The sequence below is a fragment of the Providencia sp. 2.29 genome, from assembly GCF_015832305.1.
GTDB lineage: Bacteria > Pseudomonadota > Gammaproteobacteria > Enterobacterales > Enterobacteriaceae > Providencia > Providencia stuartii.
In genome coordinates this window covers 3,135,086-3,157,238 of the sequence record NZ_CP065420.1, presented here as the reverse complement: position 1 = coordinate 3,157,238, position 22,153 = coordinate 3,135,086, and the positions used below count along the sequence as shown (strand labels likewise).

General features: G+C 39.2%; 20 protein-coding genes, 1 tRNA gene and 2 pseudogenes. 11 read left to right on the top strand and 12 right to left on the bottom strand.

From position 1 onward, the window contains the following. The first annotated feature begins 169 nt into the window (after nucleotides 1-169). Nucleotides 170-772 carry a TfoX/Sxy family DNA transformation protein gene (locus I3B46_RS14815; protein WP_225829639.1) on the top strand — a complete coding sequence of 201 codons (603 nt, stop codon included), beginning with the start codon at nucleotides 170-172 and terminating at the stop codon, nucleotides 770-772. An 83-nt stretch (nucleotides 773-855) separates the two neighbouring features. Here I3B46_RS14815 and yccS read toward each other — a convergent pair whose 3' ends face one another. Continuing rightward, nucleotides 856-3,042 carry a YccS family putative transporter gene (gene yccS / locus I3B46_RS14810; RefSeq protein WP_014657948.1) on the bottom strand — a complete coding sequence of 729 codons (2,187 nt, stop codon included), beginning with the start codon at nucleotides 3,040-3,042 and terminating at the stop codon, nucleotides 856-858. Nucleotides 3,043-3,300: 258 nt separating this feature from the next. Here yccS and helD point away from each other — a divergent pair, with 258 nt between their 5' ends. Beyond that, nucleotides 3,301-5,355, top strand: coding sequence for a DNA helicase IV (gene helD / locus I3B46_RS14805; RefSeq protein WP_104873368.1), 2,055 nt, complete (start codon nucleotides 3,301-3,303; stop codon nucleotides 5,353-5,355). Nucleotides 5,356-5,394: 39 nt separating this feature from the next. On the opposite strand, the gene I3B46_RS14800 is transcribed toward helD, so the two are convergent. After that, a complete protein-coding gene (locus I3B46_RS14800; protein ID WP_014657950.1) occupies nucleotides 5,395-5,853 on the bottom strand; it encodes a methylglyoxal synthase in 459 nt (152 codons plus the stop codon). A gap of 261 nt (nucleotides 5,854-6,114) precedes the next feature. Between I3B46_RS14800 and I3B46_RS14795 the strand changes: the two genes are divergently transcribed. Beyond that, nucleotides 6,115-6,528 carry a CoA-binding protein gene (locus I3B46_RS14795; protein WP_004918221.1) on the top strand — a complete coding sequence of 138 codons (414 nt, stop codon included), beginning with the start codon at nucleotides 6,115-6,117 and terminating at the stop codon, nucleotides 6,526-6,528. A 70-nt stretch (nucleotides 6,529-6,598) separates the two neighbouring features. On the opposite strand, the gene hspQ is transcribed toward I3B46_RS14795, so the two are convergent. Beyond that, entirely contained in the window at nucleotides 6,599-6,919 is a 321-nt protein-coding gene (gene hspQ / locus I3B46_RS14790; RefSeq protein ID WP_004918224.1) for a heat shock protein HspQ, read from the bottom strand. 219 nt (nucleotides 6,920-7,138) lie between these two features. Here hspQ and I3B46_RS14785 point away from each other — a divergent pair, with 219 nt between their 5' ends. Beyond that, the gene (locus I3B46_RS14785) at nucleotides 7,139-7,420 is read left to right on the top strand and encodes an acylphosphatase (protein ID WP_223854711.1); all 282 of its coding nucleotides are present in this window, start codon (nucleotides 7,139-7,141) and stop codon (nucleotides 7,418-7,420) included. Between the two features lie 12 nt (nucleotides 7,421-7,432). Here I3B46_RS14785 and I3B46_RS14780 read toward each other — a convergent pair whose 3' ends face one another. Next, nucleotides 7,433-7,762, bottom strand: a complete 330-nt coding sequence (locus I3B46_RS14780; protein WP_004918228.1) for a TusE/DsrC/DsvC family sulfur relay protein — start codon at nucleotides 7,760-7,762, stop codon at nucleotides 7,433-7,435. A 182-nt stretch (nucleotides 7,763-7,944) separates the two neighbouring features. On the opposite strand from I3B46_RS14780, the gene I3B46_RS14775 reads away from it, so the two are divergent. Then, a tRNA-Ser gene (locus I3B46_RS14775) sits at nucleotides 7,945-8,032 on the top strand. A 200-nt stretch (nucleotides 8,033-8,232) separates the two neighbouring features. Further along, nucleotides 8,233-8,635 (top strand): annotated as a pseudogene (locus I3B46_RS14770) (tyrosine-type recombinase/integrase); the annotation flags it as partial. Here I3B46_RS14770 and I3B46_RS14765 read toward each other — a convergent pair. The 4 genes and pseudogenes from I3B46_RS14765 to I3B46_RS14755 all read right to left on the bottom strand — a co-directional run bounded on the left by I3B46_RS14765 (nucleotide 8,561) and on the right by I3B46_RS14755 (nucleotide 11,445). After that, complete coding sequence (locus I3B46_RS14765) at nucleotides 8,561-8,965, bottom strand: hypothetical protein (protein ID WP_014657971.1); 405 nt, start codon at nucleotides 8,963-8,965, stop codon at nucleotides 8,561-8,563. The pseudogene I3B46_RS14770 and the gene I3B46_RS14765 sit on opposite strands and share 75 nt — an antisense overlap. A gap of 504 nt (nucleotides 8,966-9,469) precedes the next feature. Continuing rightward, a pseudogene (locus I3B46_RS22735) lies at nucleotides 9,470-9,670 on the bottom strand (IS3 family transposase); the annotation flags it as partial. 198 nt (nucleotides 9,671-9,868) lie between these two features. Continuing rightward, the gene (locus I3B46_RS14760) at nucleotides 9,869-10,273 is read right to left on the bottom strand and encodes a DUF2251 domain-containing protein (protein WP_036943657.1); all 405 of its coding nucleotides are present in this window, start codon (nucleotides 10,271-10,273) and stop codon (nucleotides 9,869-9,871) included. A gap of 284 nt (nucleotides 10,274-10,557) precedes the next feature. After that, nucleotides 10,558-11,445 carry a PhzF family phenazine biosynthesis protein gene (locus tag I3B46_RS14755; protein WP_004918271.1) on the bottom strand — a complete coding sequence of 296 codons (888 nt, stop codon included), beginning with the start codon at nucleotides 11,443-11,445 and terminating at the stop codon, nucleotides 10,558-10,560. A 640-nt stretch (nucleotides 11,446-12,085) separates the two neighbouring features. Here I3B46_RS14755 and I3B46_RS14750 point away from each other — a divergent pair. Beyond that, nucleotides 12,086-12,754 (top strand): hypothetical protein, encoded by a 669-nt coding sequence (locus tag I3B46_RS14750; RefSeq protein WP_014657981.1) that lies wholly within the window; start codon nucleotides 12,086-12,088, stop codon nucleotides 12,752-12,754. Between the two features lie 737 nt (nucleotides 12,755-13,491). Beyond that, a complete protein-coding gene (locus I3B46_RS14745) occupies nucleotides 13,492-13,944 on the top strand; it encodes a hypothetical protein (protein ID WP_088498581.1) in 453 nt (150 codons plus the stop codon). A gap of 166 nt (nucleotides 13,945-14,110) precedes the next feature. Here I3B46_RS14745 and I3B46_RS14740 read toward each other — a convergent pair whose 3' ends face one another. Continuing rightward, nucleotides 14,111-14,491 carry a nitrogen fixation protein NifS gene (locus I3B46_RS14740; RefSeq protein WP_071886628.1) on the bottom strand — a complete coding sequence of 127 codons (381 nt, stop codon included), beginning with the start codon at nucleotides 14,489-14,491 and terminating at the stop codon, nucleotides 14,111-14,113. A gap of 955 nt (nucleotides 14,492-15,446) precedes the next feature. Here I3B46_RS14740 and I3B46_RS14735 point away from each other — a divergent pair. After that, nucleotides 15,447-16,205 carry a YnfC family lipoprotein gene (locus tag I3B46_RS14735; protein ID WP_004918281.1) on the top strand — a complete coding sequence of 253 codons (759 nt, stop codon included), beginning with the start codon at nucleotides 15,447-15,449 and terminating at the stop codon, nucleotides 16,203-16,205. Nucleotides 16,206-16,389: 184 nt separating this feature from the next. On the opposite strand, the gene I3B46_RS14730 is transcribed toward I3B46_RS14735, so the two are convergent. Beyond that, nucleotides 16,390-17,580 carry a TPM domain-containing protein gene (locus tag I3B46_RS14730; RefSeq protein ID WP_042116439.1) on the bottom strand — a complete coding sequence of 397 codons (1,191 nt, stop codon included), beginning with the start codon at nucleotides 17,578-17,580 and terminating at the stop codon, nucleotides 16,390-16,392. A gap of 462 nt (nucleotides 17,581-18,042) precedes the next feature. Here I3B46_RS14730 and I3B46_RS14725 point away from each other — a divergent pair, with 462 nt between their 5' ends. Together I3B46_RS14725 and I3B46_RS14720 are read left to right on the top strand one after the other, a co-directional pair. Then, nucleotides 18,043-19,404, top strand: a complete 1,362-nt coding sequence (locus I3B46_RS14725; RefSeq protein ID WP_004918286.1) for an alanine/glycine:cation symporter family protein — start codon at nucleotides 18,043-18,045, stop codon at nucleotides 19,402-19,404. Between the two features lie 284 nt (nucleotides 19,405-19,688). Continuing rightward, nucleotides 19,689-20,054, top strand: a complete 366-nt coding sequence (locus tag I3B46_RS14720) for a hypothetical protein (RefSeq protein ID WP_004918288.1) — start codon at nucleotides 19,689-19,691, stop codon at nucleotides 20,052-20,054. A 38-nt stretch (nucleotides 20,055-20,092) separates the two neighbouring features. On the opposite strand, the gene I3B46_RS14715 is transcribed toward I3B46_RS14720, so the two are convergent. Further along, complete coding sequence (locus tag I3B46_RS14715; RefSeq protein ID WP_376738367.1) at nucleotides 20,093-21,052, bottom strand: substrate-binding domain-containing protein; 960 nt, start codon at nucleotides 21,050-21,052, stop codon at nucleotides 20,093-20,095. An 83-nt stretch (nucleotides 21,053-21,135) separates the two neighbouring features. Beyond that, nucleotides 21,136-22,149 (bottom strand): ABC transporter permease, encoded by a 1,014-nt coding sequence (locus I3B46_RS14710; RefSeq protein WP_004918292.1) that lies wholly within the window; start codon nucleotides 22,147-22,149, stop codon nucleotides 21,136-21,138. Nucleotides 22,150-22,153: the final 4 nt, after the last annotated feature.

Below are 22,153 nucleotides of genomic sequence, written 5' to 3'. Positions count from 1 at the left end.
TATTTTTTCAAAGCGCTTCGCAACTTTGTTGTTTTTATCTGCAATATTCTTGGAGTTTTTAGCGGATCCTCTCAGAATGTACTTCTGCTAATTGTTTGTAAAATTAAGGTATTTATAGTTTCACACACAAGGATGGAAGTAGATGAATGCTCATAAGGAGTTTGGGGGTATGTCTTTAACGGAAAAAAATGATTCTCGATTAGATCAGCTGTTAAAAGGTTTTGGTGAATTTAAAAAGAAAAACTATTTTGGCGGCTATTGTTTGATTGTTGATAACGTTATTGTTGGCTTAGCGCTTGATGGGCTCTTATATTTACGTGGCTGCCTTTTTGCAAGGAGCTACTTTGAATCAATTGAACTTGAACGGTTAGTTTTCAGTAAAAAAGGGATCCCACTAGAGCTGCGCTATTATCAGTTACCTCAGCAGATTTGGGAGAATGAAGCGCTTTTATTGCACTGCATTGATTTAGCCTATCGTTCAGCTATTGAAGAGCGGCAGCAAAAGCAGTCTGCCGTCACTCGGATAAAAGATTTACCTAATATGAATATGTCGGTTGAAAGGGCATTAGGGAAAATAGGTATTCATAAAGCCGACGATTTACGTGAAATAGGCGCGAAAGCGTGTTTTTTGAAGTTAAAACAGCTTGGTCGTTTTTCCCCTAGTATCAAATTATTAATTGGGTTGGCTGGTGCAATCGAAGGTTATCACAGTGCTGTGCTGCCGACACAAATTAAACAAGAGTTGATTAATTGGTACAACAGCGTTGGTTGAACCGTATTAGGCTAAAGGTCGCACAAGCGGGTGTAACAATTAACGCTGTATTTTGACACCCGCTCATCAGTTTGATTTATCCGCTATATGGCTGAATGATGGCCATTTGCAAGAGGCGAAGTAACGGGAATATTAATTTGTTTGATCATGGATTTTATTTCAGGGATCAGTTCAAGCAGCAGCCTTGTTTGTTCCATAATAAGAACCGTCTTTTCATCATCGCTGGTCGATATGCTATCTATGCGATGAGTGATACTCTCTCGTAGACGTTCTGATTTCTCATCCATTAAGGTATCTAGGCTCATGACTTGTAATGATGTTTCTACATAACAGATAGCATCACTCAAAATAATCAGGTTTTCCTCATTTTGCATTTGCTCTCGGTGCGCACCCAATGCTGAAATATAACTCAGTAAGGTGTGGTTGAGGCAGAGGAGCCTAAAGGCTTGCTCTTGAGTGACTTTATACGATTTAGGATCGGATGCCATATTGGAAACGATAGAAGCAAACTCAGCATCATTATTGTGGGCATCGCGGCGTGCAACACGGTATTCCAGACTGTTATCTTTACCTTGGTAATATTGCTGTAAAATCGCATCTAAATAGCGGCAGTTACTGTTCATGGTTTTTTGCACAACCTGCGGTAACTGGCGGAATTTCCAATCAGGCCATATAAAGCTAACAGCAAGGAAGGCTATAAAACAACCAACTAGCGTATCAATGACCCGAGGGAGAGCAACTTCAAATCCTTCCCCTAGCAGGTTGAAACAAAATAGAACGAGCAGAGTAATAAATAGTGTCGCTTGCGCATATTGGCTACTGCGGAAAACAAAAAACAGTAACCCAGAGATAACAATTAAGGTGAGCTGCCCTTCCATAGAAGGAACAAATTTTAATAGCGGCAAGCCAACGAGGATCCCAATCAGTGTGCCAATAATACGGAGTGCGAGCCGCCGTTTTGTTGCGCTATAGTTAGGCTGACAAACGAACAAGCTAGTCAATAAAATCCAATATCCTCTTTCTAAATCAAATAATTGGATGATGAGATAGCCTGTACATAATAAGAGAGACATCCTAACTGCATGGCGGAACAGGGCGGATTGCGGCGTTAAATGGTGCTTGAAGCGCGCGATGATATCACTGATGCCTGAAGGTGACTCATCTGAGAGTTGTTCAAATTGTTTATTATTCTGTTGGCGTGAACCTTGTTCGAGGCCAAGCCCTCTCAGTTGGACATCAATCCCTTTTAGATTTTTGAGTAGATTATACAGCGCCTTAATTTCATGAATTGCAGGTGACTGTTGTTTTAGCAGTTGCAGTGAGTTTTCAAGGTAAGCAAAAGTACCTTCAAAGCGCGGGTTATGTTGGTACTGCTTACGCCACAAAACAGATTGTGCTACCTGTTGGCAAGCCCGCGCTTGCATGCTAAGTAGTCGTTGGAAACGAAAGAGAATATCGCTATGGCGTAGCGTACGACTCAGTTGCTGATATTGTATGTGTGATGAGCTAGCCCGTTCATGGATATCTTGTGCAACGAAATAATATTGTAGGGTATTACGTGTTCCTTTCTGGCCTCTATCGCCTTTGAGCCGACTGAGCAGCGCAATTTTAGCCTGATTCATCGTACTGACTAAGGTGCTATTGACTAAGGCTAAATCATAGACTGACTGTTGGTAGTCATCTTCAAGATCAGGGTCGAATAAGTTGGCCTTTGCATCGAGGTAGGCGGCTAATTGTTGATAACATTGAGTGATCGCATCTTGTAAAGGCCGAACAGGGAAAAGAATGTGGCCGATCAACGTAAGAAGGTTATACCAAATAGCCCCAATAAGTAATAGGGCGGGTTGTTGGTACCAAGTATCAAATATTGGCACCCCAAGCATGGTATAGATGGCTATCAATAACGCACCAAATGCAATAGTGGCGTAGCGTTGACCTAGCGCCCCTAAGAGAATAAACCCACAGGTCGAGAGTGCCAACCCAAAAAAGAACAGAACGGGATGCGGGAACAGTAACTCAATCGAAACTGAGGCAATAAAAAAACAAAGTAGGGTGATAGCTAGGTTTTTTAATCGGCCAGTCAACCTATCATCTAGGTCGGTCAAGGCGGCCGCTACCATACCTAATGTCAGAGGGATTGTGACTTTAGGCTCTTGCCCCAATAACCAAGGGATCAGTGTCGTCCCTGTCAGGGCGATTAAGATTCGGATATAATATAGAGCATGACTGTTATATAAAACACGACGATAACTGGTAAGCAGCGTTAACACAAAGTACCTCAGAGGCGAACATTTCGTAGTCTATACTCGTTATATTTTAAGTTGCCTAGCTGTTACGTGTTGAAGTGCTCAAGGTTTATAGGCTCCTTGGGCGTCTTTTCGACGAATAAACAAGCAGTTTAACCTGCCGCCTAGATACAACTCGAATATTTAGAGTCTATATAGGATAGCGTGTTTGTAAGTAATAAAAAACTGTCTGGAATCAAGCAGCCGTTATTTTCATGATTGAACTACTCAGGTGCAGGATGTATGGAACTGAAATCAACACAGATTGGGCAGCGCCTGGCTCAGCATCCCTATAATCGGGTTCGCTTATTAAATGCTGGCATTGAGGTGAGTGGTGAAAAACATCAATATCTTATCCCTTTTAACCAATTAATTGATATTCATTGCAAAAGGGGAATTGTTTGGGGGGAGTTAGAGTTTGAACTAGCTGATGAGCAAGTTGTTCGTTTGCATGGAACCGAATGGAAGCAAACGCAACGCTTTTATCACTATTTAAATGATAAATGGCAACAATGGAGCATTGAAATGAGTGAGGTCAGTGCTCAAGTGCTTGTCGCCCTCGCAAAAGGAATACAGCAGCAAACTCAGCAGGATAATTGGTTTAGCTTGCGTGAATTAAACACCTTTCGTAAAAAGATCAGCGAGCAATTTTCCTCCCTTCCTCTGCCGTTAGCGCGAGTCAGTCAATTTGAAAACTGTGCTGCCCCTTATCACTACTGTTTGCAATGGCTCAATGATGGAGAACGTTGTCGGCAACAGGTTAACCAACAATGGAGTGAATCAATCCTGTCACGCTATAGTGATTTTTTCCAACATGTTGAAACCTCCCCGTTAAACTCAAGCCAAGCACTCTCCGTCATTAATGGAGAAGATAACGTTTTAGTACTTGCTGGGGCGGGGAGTGGGAAAACGTCAGTATTAGTCGCGAGAGCCGGCTGGCTTCTTTTAAGAAAGCTCGCTAAGGCTGAGCAAATCTTATTATTAGCGTTTGGTCGTAAAGCGGCGCAAGAAATGAATGAACGTATCCAAGAGCGTTTGCAGCAGGAGGATATTGAAGCCAAAACATTTCATGCGCTAGCGCTCTATATCATTCGTGAAGGAAGCAATAAATCACCTGCTATCAGTGAATTCGAAACTGACTCTCAAAAACGCGGTGAATTGTTATTGAATGAATGGCGTACACAGTGCAGTACGAAAAAAGCGCAAGCGAAAGGCTGGCGGGAGTGGCTAACTGAGGAGCTACAGTGGGATGTGCCGGAAGGTGAATTCTGGAAAGATGAAAAAATCAGTAAAAAGATAGTAAGTCGCTTAGAGCGCTGGTTAAGTTTAATGCGTATGCATGGCGGTAGCCAGAAAGAGATGATCGAATCTGCCGACGAGCAGTTTAGAGATCTGTTTCAAAAACGCCTTCGTCTCATGTCACCTTTATTAAAGGCTTGGAAAAGTGCTCTAAAAGATGAAGGGGCTATCGATTTCTCTGGGTTGATCCATCAAGCTGTTAATTTATTAGAGAAAGGGCGTTTTATTAGCCCTTGGAAACACATATTGGTCGATGAATTTCAAGATATTTCGCCGTTAAGAGCAAAACTGCTACAGGCATTGCGTCAACAGAATAAACAAACGTCACTTTTTGCTGTTGGTGATGATTGGCAGGCTATATATCGTTTTAGCGGGGCAGAGCTTGATCTGACAACCTCTTTTGAACACAATTTTGGCGAAGGAGCGCTGTGCGCATTAGACACCACTTATCGGTTTAATCAGCGCATTGGTGAAATTGCGAATCGCTTTATATTGCAAAATCCGACGCAGCTCGATAAACCACTTAATAGCCTCGTTAAAGGCAATAAAAAGTCAGTCGTTTTGCTTTATGAAAATGCACTGGAGCGTTTATTCGATAAGATGAGTGGTTATGTCACGGAAAATGAAACTATTTTATGTTTAGCACGTTATCACTATCTGCGACCAGAAATCTTAAGTAAAGCGCAAACACGCTGGCCAAAGCTTAAGATTGAGTTTATGACCATTCATGCCTCTAAAGGGAAGCAAGCCGATCATGTCATTATTTGTGGGCTGAACAGTGGGAAGGATGGATTCCCAGCGGCGGCACGCGAATCCATTATGGAACAAGTGTTACTCCCTAAACATGAGGAGTTTGAGCACGCAGAAGAGAGGCGGCTGTTATATGTGGCAATGACGCGTGCAAAACAGCAAGTATGGCTACTGTATAACCCCGATGAACCATCAGAGTTCGTTAGTGAATTAAAACAGTTAGGTGTGCCTAGACAGAAAAAACCTTAAATAGCAAAGAGCCGGATAAACTATCCGGCTCTTGAAGGCTTATTTTGTGCGTTCTTGTAAGTACTGCTGGTAATCAGGGATCACTATATCAATTGCACCATTAAAATAGGGTGACGTAATAATAAAGTCTGCTGTTGCTGGATTAGTGGCTACAGGGATATTCCAAACAGCCGCTAAACGTAATAAGGCTTTCACGTCTGGATCATGAGGAACGGCATTCAGAGGGTCCCAGAAAAAGATCAAAACATCGATTTTTTGTTCGGAGATCATCGCTCCTATTTGTTGGTCACCGCCCATAGGGCCGCTAAGCATACCAGTAACATGAAGCCCTGTATGGTGACTAATCAGTTTCGCTGTGGTACCCGTTCCAAACAGTTGGTGGGATTTAAGTTGTTCGCTATTCTTTGTTGCCCAAGCTAATAATGAAGATTTACAGTGGTCATGGGCAACGAGTGCTATATTTTTAGTGTTTTTTATTGTACGAGTAGTTGATTCCATGATGTTCCCTTAAAGGTGGCGTGGTATCACGCTAAGCATATTAATAATGACGTGTTTGTCGCGATCTGCTGGTTTTTATCGCAATAATGAGAGAAAGACTATCTCATAACTTTCTGGGGTAATTGAAAACATAATCCATGTTTTCTCTCATCTTGCCAGCAACATCAACGTGGTACTCATAGTAGAAAAATTGAGTTAGCACACACTACAACATATATCATATTGTAGATTAATAGTTTACTGATTTAGGGAGTTATTTTGATGACTAACCAAGAAATTGCTGAAATATTACGTAGTGTCAATACGATCGCCTTAGTTGGCGCAAGTGATAAAAAAGATCGTCCAAGTTATGAAGTGATGGAGTACTTATTAGAGCAAGGATATACCGTAATCCCTGTCAGCCCTAAATTAGCAGGGCAAATGCTATTAGGGCAAAAAGTCTACGCAAAATTAGCGGATATTCCTCAACCAATAGATATGGTGGATGTATTTCGTAATGCTGAAGCCGCGGTGGGGATCGCACAGGAAGCCGTTGCGATTAAAGCCAAAGTACTGTGGCTACAAAAGGGGGTTATTAGTGAAGATGCGAAAAACATCGCACTTGCTGCGGGCATGAAATTTGTTATGGATAGATGCCCAAAACAAGAAATCCCTTTATTAGGTTTAGAAAAGTAAGCATGACAATACAGTAAAGCAGCGTTGGGCTGCTTTACTGTTGGATACAAGTTAATAATTTTATAAACAACTAGTTACGTAGGCGCGGTGCCTGTAATTGTGAGCGAATAGACTCTGCCAATTCGTCCATGGAAGGTTGCTCTGGATGGTCATCAGCGGTTTCATAAGTAATTTGCGCTTCAGCCAAATAAGTATGAATAGCTTCGCCGTTGTCATCTTCCATAACAACATGGTACCAAGGCAGATCACGTAATGTGCTGTTTGAAGCAATATCATCATCGTGTGGTTGTTCGAGCGAATATTCGGCATCGACGTCGACCACAACGCCTAGGTAGCCGAGTAGTTTATGTCTAACTTGTTGCCCGATCCCATATTTACTGGTGATCATCATAGCCACCTCCTAAAAGCCTTGCTTATGCTATAACTTTATATTGGGGCAGTGTTCCGCGTTTTCAAGCCAATGTATGGACAATTACTCATAACGCAATACACTGTCTTATATGCAACATTGAAAAGCAGTGCCTCAATTCCAGATTATATGTTCGATGAATAAAAGACAACTGTAATAAATCGTATTTTAGTAAATAATGCACTGATAATGGGGGCCAAAATGACAACATCAACCGGACGTTTGTTTTATATCTATGGTCGTGTACAAGGAGTTGGTTTTCGTTACCAAACGTATCATTGGGCGAATCAAAATGGCATAAAAGGGTATGTCTATAATCGCGAAGATGGCAGTGTCGCACTGGGTATCTATGGTTCAGACCAAGATATCCGTTTTGTCGAAGAATGGCTCAATGCAGGTGGCCCTCCAGGAGCAAAGATTGATCACTATTTTAGTGAAAATTGGCACACTGAAAAAATAGCGGATTTTTCGGTCCGCTATTAATTGGCTAGCCATTTAAATACATTTCACGGGCTTTGGCAGGCCGGCAAGTTTTGTTGCTTGCTTTGCTGGGCCTTTAGGGAATAGTCGATATAAGTAGCGGCTATTTCCTTTATCTTCCCCAAATTGCTGTGAAACGGCTTTCACGAGCATACGGATGGCAGGAGATGTATTAAATTCCAAGTAGAATGCGCGAACAAAGCGAATGATTTCAAGGTGCTCTTCTGTCAAAGTGATATTTTCTTGCTCTGCGAGAAGAGGAATAAGATCTTCGCTCCATTGTTGGCTATCGATAAGGTAGCCCTGAGGGTCAGTCTCAATTTCTTGGCCGTTAAAAAGCAACATACAGATTTCAACCTAAACAAAAACAGAGTGCAAATTTAGCAAAAAATAGGCGATAACCCAAGCGACCTGTTGGAAATGTTGATAATTTAGCCCATTAACACATTAAGTGCTTATTTTTATAGCAATTGATAAAATAGGGGGTTTACATCGAAAGCGCAGATGTTTATAGTGCACGTCATTGCGGAGGGGTGGCCGAGCGGCTGAAGGCAGCGGTCTTGAAAACCGCCGATGGGAAACCATCCGAGAGTTCGAATCTCTCCTCCTCCGCCATCTTCACTTCTAATCAAGTCTACTAAAGTCTTCCAATCCCAAGTAAATCAAGCATTCTAGCTAAATCTCACTCTACCGAAGTCTACTAACGTCTTTCTAAATCTCTACAATAATTTGTTGCATAGTTTTTTATATAGAATTCCCTCTACAATATTAGTGACTTATGAAGCTAACAAATATGCTAATCAAGTGTGCTTACACGCCGACCTCATATTGTACCGCTATCAAAGCAGGTGATTGATTTGCTGAAACAGACACATCCCATCAGTGGCAGTTATCAATATATATTCCCTAGTCGCACTGATTATAGAAAGCACATACCAGATATGGCACTGAATACGATGATTAGGCGCATGGGCTATAGTGGTAGAGCCACAGGCCACGGCTTCAGGCACACAATGAGCACCATCCTACATGAACAAGGTTATAACACTGCATGGATTGAGACACAGCTAGCACACGTTAATAAACTCTATTCGTGGAACGTATAAACATGCTCAGTATATTGATGGGCGTAGAGTGCTAGGGCTACTTTGCCAACATCGCCTTCATCCAAGAGTCAATCTGAGATGGCGGTATATGAATACCTGCTTGGGGATCTGACAGGACTCCATCAGTTAGCTTTACAAGGCAGTATGCGGATATTACAGCTGCTATCAATTCAAGCGGTCGGTTACCAACTGAGAATAAAATACAGAAATCAGCTGTAGGTATATTAATTTCTTTTTTATGATCATCATCCATAAACCATGAGCCGTATTCAAAGCCGGTAATCTCGTTATCTAATTGATAAGGAAGAAAACCAGAAAAGGTGAGTAAGTCAAAATCAGTATCCATAATCAGTGATTTATTAACCTTGGCTATTTCCGCCTGCCACTCGAAAGGTGATGGGAGTGACTTAGAAGAGAGGTAAACGTTAAAATCTTGAGACATAGATATTACCCTAGCTAGCATGTTTTTCATTTTAGCCTACTAAATACTATTAATTGAGAAAAGGCTTTTAATAGGAAAATAATTTTTAATAACCATAAGCAAACACGGTGTGGTTATTTTGATATCAAAAAGACTCATAGTAATAACGTACCGAAATGGTACTGGAATAAACCACGGTGGTACTATTGATTGGGCTATATAAAACCTAATGCTTGCCATTGACCAAAATTAGATTGGATTGATTAATATCTTTGTTATCACTAGTGTTTTATGAGTATGCAGTAGGTACATCTTCGGTTTCAAATTAAAGCAAGTTATACAGCATTTACTATGATGGTATGAAGGTGAGTAAATCAAAAATGAGAAATGCGAAATCAACCAGAATCACCACATCAGGAACGGTAATAAAATCCCCTGAGAGAGTTAAAACAGCTACAGGTAAAGTTATGGCCACAATGACTATTCAGGCTGAGAGTGACAAGCGTAGTCCGTACTCATTAAAGTATGTTGGTTGGCTTTAATAAAGGCATATTTAAGTCGGATTGACTTGCAAAGTACAACGCGGCTTTTTTAATGTATCCTGCTTTTTAGTGACTCTTTGTAACTCTTTTTTAAGTCGCAGAATGTCATCACTTTCAATAGATATAATTTGATATTGCGAAGAGTCTGGCTAGATTTTTTAATCCATGCGTAAAGACTATGTGTCCACTCCCTACTAATTGAGACACACCCATTTAGAGTTTTCTAGTTGCTGACAATTTGCGTTTCAGTAAAACGAACGTTTTCATAACGGCTTCTGTAATTTTTGGGCAGAAACTCTAATTATAGCTATCTTATTTTAGGGGAAGTGGACAGTTGAGATATCGTTTTTTAAAAAGTAATAACTAAAAAATGCCAGACGCGTTACTTAAAAAAATCATGAACAGTATCATTCCATTCGTGTCCTAAAATAGACCATTTATGATTTGTTGGTGGCGGAAAACCACTACGACAATACCCATTTTTAGTCTCAAAATTAAATATACCATGTGGGTAATTATTAATTAACAGAACGCACTTAAGACTATCTTCTGACCAGCCAATTTTGACATCAGATGGAATGTTTCTATCTGAAATATCCTCTACATTGTAAATATGGAGGGCGTCCTGAATTGGGTTGCCGTCAGCAGATTCATCTAGCGCATAGAAGTATCCTGTTTCTCCATCATCTTCAAATACAGCTGCAAATGTACCTTCAGGGGCCAAGCTTTCGATTACTTTTTCCTGCCCCACGATAATTTGCTCTTGAGCTGTAACTAGTATTGTCATATGTGGTTCCTTAATTTATGCACCTGTAAAGTAAAAAAACTGTCAAAACTCAGTATAGAAAAAGCTCGTCATATGTAAAAATATTTATCTTACAATCCTACATATGTATAAATACCCTAGTCTTAGTGGTGGCAGTTTTTGTTAGGGATTCATTTTATTATAATCGCTCAAATCTATTAATACCTGAATTTAATTGGTAATGAGTGGAAATGCCTATGGCTGTTTCTCCATTAGTGCAAAACGTTATCGACGGTTTACTTGGACGATAATTGTGATGTGCTTGATTAAATACTAATTACTCTTGTACCAATCATCGTGGCTTGCCCTCCAACTCTAACACGACGAATCGCCTGTGCTTGTCTATCAATCGTCACTTGGATCATCGAAGAACAGCCCATTGCTCGCCCTTGCTCTAACAGAAAGTGAGTTTCATTAGGTAAGACATGATTGACCAAATAGCACCCTAGCGCGCCGCTGGCACTGCCAGTTGCCGATTCTTCATCTATGCCATATAGAGGGGCAAAATTTCGGCAGTGGGCTGTGATGGGGGCATGGTGGCTCAGCTCAAAGACATGGAAACCAATAGTACCGAATTCACGACTTAAGTTTGCGATAGCGTCATGATCGGGGTGCAGAATATCTAATTGGCCAGCCTGCACGGGAATGATGATATCAGGCAAACCTGTTGAAATGATTTCAATGGGAAAGCCAGTTCCTGTAATAGCCTCGGGCCGTATACCGATGGCAGCGGCGATATCTTCAACATCAGGCCCATGCCGCGTGATAGGTAAAGCTTGATCCATGACGATACTGTCAGGACTGACGGTTACGTTTAGAATACCAGCTTTGGTTTTTTGTGTATAAGAGCCTGGTGTAAGCAAATTAAGTGAGGCTAGAGTGAAAAAAACGGCTAGTGTTGCATGCCCGCAAAAATCGACTTCCCCTTCCGATGTGAAAAAATCCACTTCAAAATCCGTCTCCTTGCCAGTATAGACAAATGCAGTCTCGGAAAAACCAACTTGACGTGCGATAGCTATTTTTTGTGCAATGCTTAGGTTTGGGGGATTGAGAACCACCCCAGCAGGATTACCGCCAGAATTATTCTGGGTAAATGAGTTCACAAGGTATACCTTGACGCCGTGCTCAACCGAGTATGTTGCCTCGTTTTGCATTAACTGCTCCTGTGTAATAAATAGGTTCTATACGTTTTGTGTATCGTTAATAGGTTGGATATCTTCAATGTGAGGTTGGGCATGGTCGCTTTTGTGTCGTGCCTAAAATATAAAATAGATTACATAGACGTTGCGGTAGCTCGGAAAAGTACCAATATTTTCAAAGCAACCATCAGCCCCAATATACCCAGATATTTTTCAATGCCACAGACAGCTAAATGCTTTCTCTGACCATCAAGCCTTTTATTCTTGTGACAGAAACCCTTTCTATCATCTTTTTAGGAAGAAAGCTTGTAAAAACTAAAATGCTCGGACTTGTGCAGCTAAAGTAACATATAAAGCATCTCGATTTATGGGAGAGGTGCAATATTAGCTAGCACAACGAACGTTTAACTCAATATCAGCGTCACTCACCTCTTTCATCATATTGTTTGTCGGTATATTAATTAACATAAATGGAATTTTGCTATGAAAGAGTGGGGTAAAATCATCGATTAACTGCAATATTAAGAATAACCAGGTGGTAAAAGATAATCGCATTTTACTGTTACTCGACAATAACTTGTTGGTCATTATTAATAAATGTAACATTCGGTATGTAAAATATTTTATTATTCTGTCCATATAGGTATTTAGTTAAATGAGAAAATTATCAGTCTTATGTGTTTGTATGGTTGCCTTATCGGGATGCGCAGTTACGGAATATAACTATACCCCTTCTTCACATAAGGTGAGCGAGCCAAAAATAGGAACTGTAAACACGATAAGTATTGGGCAACCCTTAGTAAGGGATGGAGTAATTAGTGAGATTGATGGGATCAAAGTGCTCGATTCAACTCAGATAGATTTAGCCTATAAAGTGACGCCAGGAACCTTTAAAAAGGTAGGGGAAAGCGATAAAGGTGATTTTTATATGCCTACGAATACGAATGATTCTGGTAGTGTGGTCGTTGAAGTTATTGGGCAACCATGGACTTCATTATTAGTAAAAAAAGAGAGTCATGAGCTATGTGTTGTCACCGAATTTAATGTCTTTATCTGTAGCGATAAGGCTAAATTTGATAAGGTGAAATTAAGTAATCCTGCAGGAAATTCCTTTGAAGAAGCATTAATTTTCAATGGGAAAAATGGTGACTCTGTAAATATAGGCTATAGGCAAATAGGTTCTAATATTGAAAACCAAGGCTTTAATAATGATATCCAGTATGATTTAAAGAAAAGTAATATTATTTCATACAAAGGCGCAAAAATTAAAGTGCTTGATAGCTCAGAACAATCAATAACATATGAAGTATTAAGTCATTTTTAGCGTCAAGTTATTTTCGTCAAACAGCCCGTACAACGGGCTTATTGGCATATATCTTCTTTAATGCTGTCTCAATGAAAGGCTACTTGCTAAATCATAGAACTTGTCATAATTTTTGATAGATTAAAACTAGGGGGATCGATATGAAAAAAGTGATAGACAAATTATTCGTGGTCGCTACATTTTTGATTGTTGCTTTATCCTTTATTTTTGCTAACGGTCTACCGTTTGATCCTACTGAAAAAAGCGAGCAAAAATAATTTTCAGAGAGTTTAACAAAAGGTCACTATAGTGAAGTGGCCTTATAAATCTACCACATGGGCTTCTGTTATAGGTCATGACTTGAAGTTTACAACAACAAATAGCCGTCACTTGTAGAGTATACTTATATCTTCGTGTTATCTTATAGATGATGTAAGTTTGGTGTTTTTAAACGTAATCTGATAATGACCTATGGGGCAGAGGAATAAAATCTTTCCTAGCGACTTTTTTAAACATATTAAATGAATGCCAGTCAGTAGGTTATCTAATTGATTTTATACTCCTTTGGTCAAATAACGATAATTAAAATGTTATAGGAATGTACTGGCTCAATATGAAAGTTATCATTTATTGAAGCTAGATTATGAAAAAATTACAGCCCACTAATGAAAGAAAGTTATGAAATACGAAATGGTGACAGTAAGTTAAATATCCTGTATTCTTGTCTAAAATTTTTCGTAAGCTGATAAGGATATTAAGTGAAAAAACCTATTTCATTATGGATAATTCAGATAATTATTATAATTAATATATCTTCATTTTTGTTTTATTTGTTAAAAAACACATCTTTTTTATTTGTTGTTTACAAGATGAACATTCCTCTTTACTTGAAAATTGAAACTTACTTCTTTAACGCAATCATGTTATTAGTATTAGTCATTCAAGTTGCTGCTTTGTATTTATCATTTAAAAGAAATCGGTTAGCCAGAATATTTACCTTATTAGGATGGTTTTGTTTTCTTATTTCATTCTTATATTCTAATTTTAGTGGTGGGTGGGCCAGCATCCCAGAAGGTCCTATTCGTTATGATAGTGATCTTGAAAGGTTGGGGGCACTTTGGGGGAAGTATGAGGAAACTGCATTATGTTTGCTGTTAACTGCATTTTTGTGTTTTTCAAAAAAAATGAAACAGTATTTTCAATTTAACTAGTTCCTTCTTATTTTCTTAAGAAACTACCTTAATTTAAGGTCTTAATGATAAATGTGTTGATAGAGTTGGTGTTTTATGTTGTTGAAAAAACAGTACATTTATATGTTGATTTAGAGATGGCGTATGGTACTTCCACATGCGTAAATAAAGATGAATAAATGTATATTCACTGCAAATTTTCTAATTCGACAATTCTATCTATAACAGGTGTTGTGACATTATTAGCATATTCTAAAGTGTCGAGATAAATAATGTTTTTTCTGTCGAATCCTTTTCTATAAAACATGTATTTCAAACCTGGGGCGCAGACCAGAAGTCTAGCACCTTGTTCAATAAGTTTTTTTATATCTGATTCGGTGTCATCTCGGTAAACATGCCAGTCTAAATTTTTCTGTGCTATCGCTTTTTGTAGGGCTAATATATAGTTATCTTCGGTATATAAATTAAACAAAGCGCCGAAAATACCGGAACCTGTTACCCCTTGTATAGGGTTTCTGCCAAGTATAGGGCTAGGCATATAGATAAAGTATATTTTTTTCTTTTCCATTGTTGAATTATCAATATCGTAATATATAAACATACCACACTGACTAGGATCATTGATATAAATTTATGCTAGTTTCAATCCTACTGATGGATTGAAATAACTGTTTTTGACCTTTGCTTGTAAAACATCACCTCTATAGCTAAAGAGGGGATACATAAGCGATCAAGACGTGTCCTCGGTGTGCTCTTCATCTATGAACGTCGGGTGGCGCCATATTGCCATATAAAGAGGTGAATAGTGTGATGGCAATTTCTTCACATTTAGGTACCTAATCTTCTGAACTGCGCAAATCACTTCGACCATAAAAAGTACCGTATGATATAGATTGGTGTGTGATAAGACGGGGAATTACGGAAAGGATGATTTTGTCGCTATGCCATCATCACTCATCTCACTTTGCACATGTTCTGATGTTATCGATTTATAATGATTGTGCATTGAATATTTATGTTAATGAGTAGTAATTTTTTTATCAAATTAAATGATGAGCGATAAGCTATTTTATTACGCTTGATGGTGAGTAAATGAAAATATAGTTATTTTTACTTATATCAATATTCTGGGGCGTGAAAATTAAAGCCATTTAACCTTAACAACAGTACCTGTTTCTATGCATACTATGACTTCGGATTTATAAGAGTAAAGATATTTTTACAGTGCTTGGAATATTTCGTAAGTATAATATAATTAAAAGTTATTTTTCCTAATTCAAGTGTCTTTTTGCTTAATTTTTGCTCAGGCTTGCTCATCGGATGGCTCGAAAAGATGAGATAAATCTTATTTATTTAGGTGGTTACCATTAGCATATTTAGGAGCATACATGCTATTATTACGTGTAATGTTTTTTATTAACTAGCTGATTTTTATGTAAAATATTATATTGATAATAAATTAAATTAATGATTATTGAAAATAAACCACAGCATACAAGTCGTTTAGAGGTATAAAATTAAAAATGAGTAATAAATACCTATTGGCAATTACACCGCTAATTACTTTTTTTATCGCTTCTGAATCTTTGGCATTTCAAAAGCAACAATATAATCCTGTTGTGTTCAACATGGCACAACTCTATGATTTTAATCCAGTTAAAGGAAATGTTAAAGAAATTAGGTCCGTCGTTTACAATAAAGACAAGTCTATTAACTATGAGTCATTGTTAAAAATTGGTCGTGATGGCTGCATAGATAGTTTTGCTTTAAACCAAAAAAAGGATGAATACCTCAGTGGTGTACATAATTATCTCTTTGTTGAGAGAGTTAAAAATAAATTAGTTGGTAGGGATAATAATGGCCCTGTAGAAATGGAAATCGGTAATAACTGTACGATATTATCAAGAAAGGATAATAATGGAAAACTGATATATCGATATAACAAAGAAGGGATTATTATCGGCTCTGTATTGGCAGATAATAAAACAAAGTTTAGCGAAAATAATTATAATGAGTTTAAACTACCAACAACGATAAAATATTACAAAGATAATAAAGTAATATCTGAAACCATTATTACATATGGGAAAGATATCACTAAGCCATTTGATCTGTTAATGAAAATTCGTGTGTTAGGTCAGACTATTTTACAAGTAGACTCTAAATGTGATTACAATAGCCAAAATATTGCACATAAGTGTCATTTTGAACTAACAATAAATGAAAATGGTCAGGACATTAAGTTAATCAAAGATAGTACGACGGAAGTGTCATTCTATTGATAGCGAAATTTTTATAAAGGAGCTTTAGTCTGTGTCCAAGAATCGCCCTCTCAGAGTATAACAGGCTTTTAATTTTTAAAAGCCAGTTATAAGAGGGTATAAATTGTTATTTTAGCAACCTAACTTGAAATCTCGTGTTAGGCGTATCCCGTGAATGGCTACTATGGCGTAGTCTTAAGGAAATTTACCACGACCCTGAAGAGCCGCCTCCACCGGAGCTCCCGCCACCACCTCCGCTAAATCCGCCACCGCCTCGGCTTCCACTACTGCCGCCTCGGCCATTATTATTGCTCCCACCAATGTACACATTGATAAAACCAAAATAATGACCAATGCCAATGATGCAACCAACACTACTTGAAATAACGGATGAAATAACAAAATCACCTTCTGATATGACGAGTGCAAATAGAAAAATAAAACCAGTAAATAAGAAGGCAATAGTAATCGAAAGACGCTTTTTTTCTGACTTAATAATGAGGCCAAGTATTTTATAAATAATAGCAACAGCCAAAAATAAAAGTAGAAATATCGCAACAAACATAGTGAAAGCGAGGATGAACACCATCCAGGTGGGTAGTATTTTGAGAAAAAGGAATTGGCTCCAACGTGGTAATTCTGTATATAAAAAATCTTCTCCAAACTTCATGCCATTACCTGCGGGGTTATTAAAGCCGCCAGTGTAAGCAGTTAACAAGAGAATGATAGCGATTGGAATTGCAGCCTTAAGTTTATGTAATTTAATAAGATGATATATGATAAAAAGCCAGATATAAGCGCTTGCCGCTAGTACGATAGCAAGTGAAGCATCTAATAAACCAAAGGGAGCAGGTTGTTTAGAAATAAAAAAGCTAGGAGTTTTGGCGTCAGGGAGTGGCTCATTTTTTATTAAGGCGATTAGGGAATCAATAGTACGGTTGAGACCTCCTGCATAATTACCGCGCTTAAATTCAGGTATAAAATCATATTCTAAAATACGCTTTGCAAGGCTATCGCTGATTGCCCCTTCTAACCCATAACCCACCTCGATACGCATTGTACGGTCATTGACAGAGACGAGTAAAAGAACACCGTCATCAATATTTATACGACCAATCCTCCATTGATTGAATACTTTTTCTGCATAGCTTTCAATATCTAATGGGGAAGTACTCTTTACGATTAAAATGGCAATTTGCGACCCAGTTTGTTGCTGAAATAGCGCTAACCGTCGAGCTAAACTATCGCGCTGTTCTGTTGTTAATAAATGTGCTTCATCCACGACGTGACTGGTCATCGTGGGAATAGAAAGTGTATTCGCAAAAGTGGGAATAGAGAACAATAAGAAAAACAATCCCCATAGCCATTGTTTTGTTTGCTGAATTTTGCCAATCATCGTGGAATCCTTTCTGAAAGGGTGAATTTCATTATATTCGATAGTCATATAACGTCAGCATATACTGACTGAATAATACATAATCTTATTTAATTTGTAATCGTTTTCATAGGATGGAATAGCGTTTTGAGAAATAATGATTAAATTAAAATTAATTTAATCATTGAATATTGTTCCGATAAAATAAGAATATTCGTTAAAACCTGTCATTCATATCATTAAATGTTAATAGGCTACTCTTGAACTCTTGAGTAGCAAAGCTCACATATTGTCTAACAAAAGCTTAATTTCTAATCGCAACGAGGTGACATTACTCACATTCTTTAACTTATCTTGCTATTTAAGACATTTTTTTCTCGCACTTAATAGATTTATCGTCTTTATTAAATTTTATACAGAAATGTTATTGAATTGTGACAGACGGATAAAGAATAAAGTGAATACAGCTTATGTGAGGGCAGAATGGAACTGATAACAGCTTGGTTAGGAGAACTTAACGGTATTGTGTGGGGAGTTCCCATGTTGATTGGGATCCTCGGTGTTGGGATCTATATGCAGCTCCGATTGGCATTTTTGCCAATCCGTAAATTGGGTACAGGGTTTAAGTTACTGTTTCAGAAAAATGAGGATAGGGGTGAAGGGCAAATATCGCCTTTTAATGCGTTAATGACAGCATTATCGGCGACAATCGGTACTGGTAATATCGCAGGGGTTGCCACCGCTGTGGTGATGGGAGGGCCAGGCGCGCTGTTTTGGATGTGGATCACGGCATTGGTTGGTATGGCCACAAAGTACTCAGAAGCTGTGCTTGCGGTACGTTTTCGAGAAGTCGATAAGTATGGACAATATGTTGGTGGCCCAATGTATTACATCAAAAATGGTTTAGGGCCTAAATGGATTTGGTTAGGTACATTATTTGCTCTTTTTGGTGCTTGCGCCAGTTTTGGAATTGGGAATACTGTACAAGCGAACTCTGTTGCCGATGTGCTGGAAAGTAACTTCGGCGTGCATAAATGGTTGACTGCTGGGGCACTTGTAATCTTAGTTGGTGCTGTGTTAATTGGTGGATTGCGTCGTATCTCTGATGTTGCAGGGAAACTCGTACCATTCATGACAGTGGCTTATTTTGGTGCAGGTTTATTGGTATTAGGGCTCAATTTTACGGAGATCCCAGCTGCATTTTCTTTAGTGATTACCTCAGCATTTACACCAGTTGCGGCTCAGGGTGGGTTTGCCGGTGCTGCTGTATGGGCGGCAATTCGCTTTGGTGTTGCGCGTGGCGTATTTTCCAATGAGGCTGGTTTGGGAAGTGCACCTATTGCTCACGCTGCGGCAAAAACACAAAACCCGATCCGCCAAGGGTTGATCGCAATGTTAGGTACTTTTATCGATACCATTATCGTGTGTTCGGTAACAGGTCTTACTATCATTATTACTGGTGGATGGTTAACAAGTGAAACAGGGGCGACACTAACCGCATCTTCTTTCCAATCAGCGATCCCCGGTGGGAATTATATTGTTGCCGTTGCGTTAGCCATATTTGCTTTTACCACTATCCTAGGATGGAGTTTTTACGGTGAAAAATGTGTGCAATATTTATTTGGGGTGAGGGCAATTAAGGTCTTTAGGGTGTTATGGCTTATTGCATTACCGATTGGTGCAACCCAATCTCTTGATTTTGTTTGGCTACTTGCAGATACCTTAAACGCGATGATGGCGATACCGAACTTGATTGCTCTATTATTGTTAAGTCCGGTTGTTTACCGTTTAACGCGGGATCATATTAAAGATGTCAATGCCGACAGCATTGATATGGAAAAATAAATAATATCACTGATGGCCTCACGCTCTGTGAGGCCATCTCAACATTTAGGTGGTAGGGTATTTTCGTTTTTTATTTTGCTCTTATTCGCCCCTAATTCTTTTCCAACGCCTTTCCCTGTTAGACCTATATTTCTTATATGTAATATCGATTTTTTCTATTTATAAATAGAATAGCACTATGATTTCACAGGAAAAATATTGCAATTGTGTAGAGGCAATGTTTTCATAAAAACCCGAGTGGTGATGCGAGTAATATATTAATAAGCTAATAATACGGAGGGAAAATGCTAAAAAAGGGGATTTCGATTGCGATGTTGTGTGCGATTTGCTTACCCGTGCAAGCGATGAAAGAATATGATCTTAAATGCCCTGAAAGGGGAGTGATGACCGTACTACATACAAATTATTTAATTAGCACATTGAAGTGGGGAAGCCGCTTTATTGTCTCTCACCCGGCCATTAGTTATAACGAACACAATGTAAACTATAAAATTTATAATTTCTTAAATGGTGATTCATTAGTGAAAAAGGCAGGGGATCATAAACGTTACTATTTTATTTATAAGGATGGGGAAAAGGTCGAATGCACGAAAATAGGGGAAGCGGAATTGGAAATAACGAAATTACCGATTGTTCATAATGTGAGCTGAATATCGCCACCCAAAGTATGAGTGGCGATAAAAATAACTTACTTACGTGCGTCTAACAGTTGTTGCGCATTGTCTTTTGTGACTACAGTCCAAGGGATTTGGTAACGTTTATCTTTACCGTCATTCCATTGCAGTTGATCAGCATATTGTTTCCAAATGGCTGATTTGGGTTGGTAGCTGTCGCCTTTGACTGACTTCATTGCGATATCAATCGAGCCCTGCATTTGAGCATTGGCATCTTGTAGGATAGAAACCATTTCTCCGTTCTGCACTGCTAGGATCGCATCAGAAACACCATCCACACCAGCAATAGCAAAGCTATTTACATCAAGGCCAGCACCTTTAATGGCTTCGATAGCACCTAAAGCCATTTCATCGTTTTGAGCGATGACGCCGTTGATTTTGCCACGGTGTTTTTGTAACCAGTTTTCCATGAGTGGCATTGCTTCTGCACGTGACCAGTTAGCTGTTTTGCGTTCTAATACTTTAATTTTTCCGGGGCCACATTCAGCGATAGCTTTATCGTTACCTTCACCGCGTTGGATCTCACCGCTACCCCCTTTAGGGCCTTCGATAATCACAACATTACCTTCACAGTTCATTTTATCGAGGACGGTTTTTGCTTCCATATAACCACCTAAAACGTCATCAGAAACAACTTCAGCGGTCATTTTATCCGTGTTGAGGCGTGCGTTAGTCACGATCACAGGGATTTTGGCATCATTTGCCATAGTGACGACATCAATGTTCGCTTCATAATCCATTGGGTTGATGATGATAGCATCTGCTTTAGTCTGAATTGCTGTTTCCGCTTGGTTGTTTTGCACCATCGGATCATAGCGACCATCGTAAACGGTGATCACCGCTTCACCCTCTTTAACCGCAGGGTGCTCTTTGGCGGCTTTTTCCATTAATTGAACAAATTCAGCTTTCATGCCATACATCAAAATAGCAATTTTGACAGGCTCCTCTTTGGCTGCAAGCGCCATATTACTCATGAATAGTGCAGTGGTAAGAGCTGCAATTTTAGTCATTTTTTTCATTATGATACCTTTCACAGTGAGGGTCAGTGTTGTTTTAATTAGTCACGTCTTTGTTTACGTGAAGGGTCGAGCAGAACTGCGATGACGATCAACGCACCTTTAATGATTTGTTGGTAATAAGAGGGGACACCCAACAAATCTAATCCATTGTTCATAACGCCGATAATTAGCACACCAAAGAAGGTGCCAACCAGTGTACCAACGCCACCAGACATACTGGTTCCGCCAATAACGACGGCAGCGATAGCATCTAGTTCATAGGCTCCTCCGGCACTGGTTTGTGCAGAGCCAGTTCTTGCGGTAAGGATCAGTCCAGCAATACCCGCTAATGCACCACACAGGGTATAAACCAGCACTTTGACTTTGATGACACTAATACCGGATGTTCTTGCACTTTTAGGATTGCCACCAACCGCATAGACATAACGGCCAAATGTTGTTTTATTTAGCAATACCCAAGCGAGTGCAAAGATCACGATTAATATGACGACGGGCACGGGGATATCAAAGATATAGCCATTACCTAACCATCTAAAGTCATTATTGAGTTGTGATACGGGGTTGCCGTCGGTAGTTAATAGGGTTAAGCCACGGGCAGCGGAGAGCATCCCCATGGTCACGATAAACGGTTGTAGGTTGAATTTTGCTAAAATAGTTCCGTTAATGAGACCACAGATGATACCAATGCCTAATGCGATGATCATTGGCATCATAACGGCATTTGCGGTGTCGCCAATGGATAGGCCTGCATTTGTGGTTGCAAAACGCGCTGCTACAATACCGCTCAGAGCGAGGACTGAGCCAACCGATAAGTCAACCCCCGCGGTGATAATGACGAAGGTCATGCCAATCGCTAAGATACCGTTAATTGATATTTGGCGTAAGACAATCAACATATTGTCTTGACTAAGAAAATAGTTGTTAGTCCATTCGCCGCGCGCAACTTGCACTTCACCTATCACAGCAACAATTAGGCAAAGTACAAAGAAAGCCATGATAATGCCGTACTTGTGCATGTTTTTCTTATTGCGGGCTAAAAAGGACATCCCCATTGTT

Bases quoted from the DNA above. Each gene is read 5' to 3' on its own strand.
- helD (WP_104873368.1), top strand. From the start codon at position 3,301: ATGGAACTGAAATCAACACAGATTGGGCAGCGCCTGGCTCAGCATCCC.
- I3B46_RS14780 (WP_004918228.1), bottom strand. From the start codon at position 7,762: ATGTTGCTTTTTAACGGCCAAGAAATTGAGACTGACCCTCAGGGCTAC.
- I3B46_RS14815 (WP_225829639.1), top strand. From the start codon at position 170: ATGTCTTTAACGGAAAAAAATGATTCTCGATTAGATCAGCTGTTAAAA.
- I3B46_RS14720 (WP_004918288.1), top strand. From the start codon at position 19,689: ATGCTAAAAAAGGGGATTTCGATTGCGATGTTGTGTGCGATTTGCTTA.
- hspQ (WP_004918224.1), bottom strand. From the start codon at position 6,919: ATGATGATCACCAGTAAATATGGGATCGGGCAACAAGTTAGACATAAA.
- I3B46_RS14795 (WP_004918221.1), top strand. From the start codon at position 6,115: ATGACTAACCAAGAAATTGCTGAAATATTACGTAGTGTCAATACGATC.
- I3B46_RS14715 (WP_376738367.1), bottom strand. From the start codon at position 21,052: ATGAGTAATATGGCGCTTGCAGCCAAAGAGGAGCCTGTCAAAATTGCT.
- I3B46_RS14800 (WP_014657950.1), bottom strand. From the start codon at position 5,853: ATGGAATCAACTACTCGTACAATAAAAAACACTAAAAATATAGCACTC.
- I3B46_RS14755 (WP_004918271.1), bottom strand. From the start codon at position 11,445: ATGCAAAACGAGGCAACATACTCGGTTGAGCACGGCGTCAAGGTATAC.
- I3B46_RS14730 (WP_042116439.1), bottom strand. From the start codon at position 17,580: ATGATTGGCAAAATTCAGCAAACAAAACAATGGCTATGGGGATTGTTT.
- I3B46_RS14750 (WP_014657981.1), top strand. From the start codon at position 12,086: ATGAGAAAATTATCAGTCTTATGTGTTTGTATGGTTGCCTTATCGGGA.
- I3B46_RS14760 (WP_036943657.1), bottom strand. From the start codon at position 10,273: ATGACAATACTAGTTACAGCTCAAGAGCAAATTATCGTGGGGCAGGAA.
- I3B46_RS14740 (WP_071886628.1), bottom strand. From the start codon at position 14,491: ATGGAAAAGAAAAAAATATACTTTATCTATATGCCTAGCCCTATACTT.
- I3B46_RS14765 (WP_014657971.1), bottom strand. From the start codon at position 8,965: ATGTCTCAAGATTTTAACGTTTACCTCTCTTCTAAGTCACTCCCATCA.
- I3B46_RS14785 (WP_223854711.1), top strand. From the start codon at position 7,139: ATGACAACATCAACCGGACGTTTGTTTTATATCTATGGTCGTGTACAA.
- I3B46_RS14710 (WP_004918292.1), bottom strand. From the start codon at position 22,149: ATGGGGATGTCCTTTTTAGCCCGCAATAAGAAAAACATGCACAAGTAC.
- I3B46_RS14725 (WP_004918286.1), top strand. From the start codon at position 18,043: ATGGAACTGATAACAGCTTGGTTAGGAGAACTTAACGGTATTGTGTGG.
- I3B46_RS14735 (WP_004918281.1), top strand. From the start codon at position 15,447: ATGAGTAATAAATACCTATTGGCAATTACACCGCTAATTACTTTTTTT.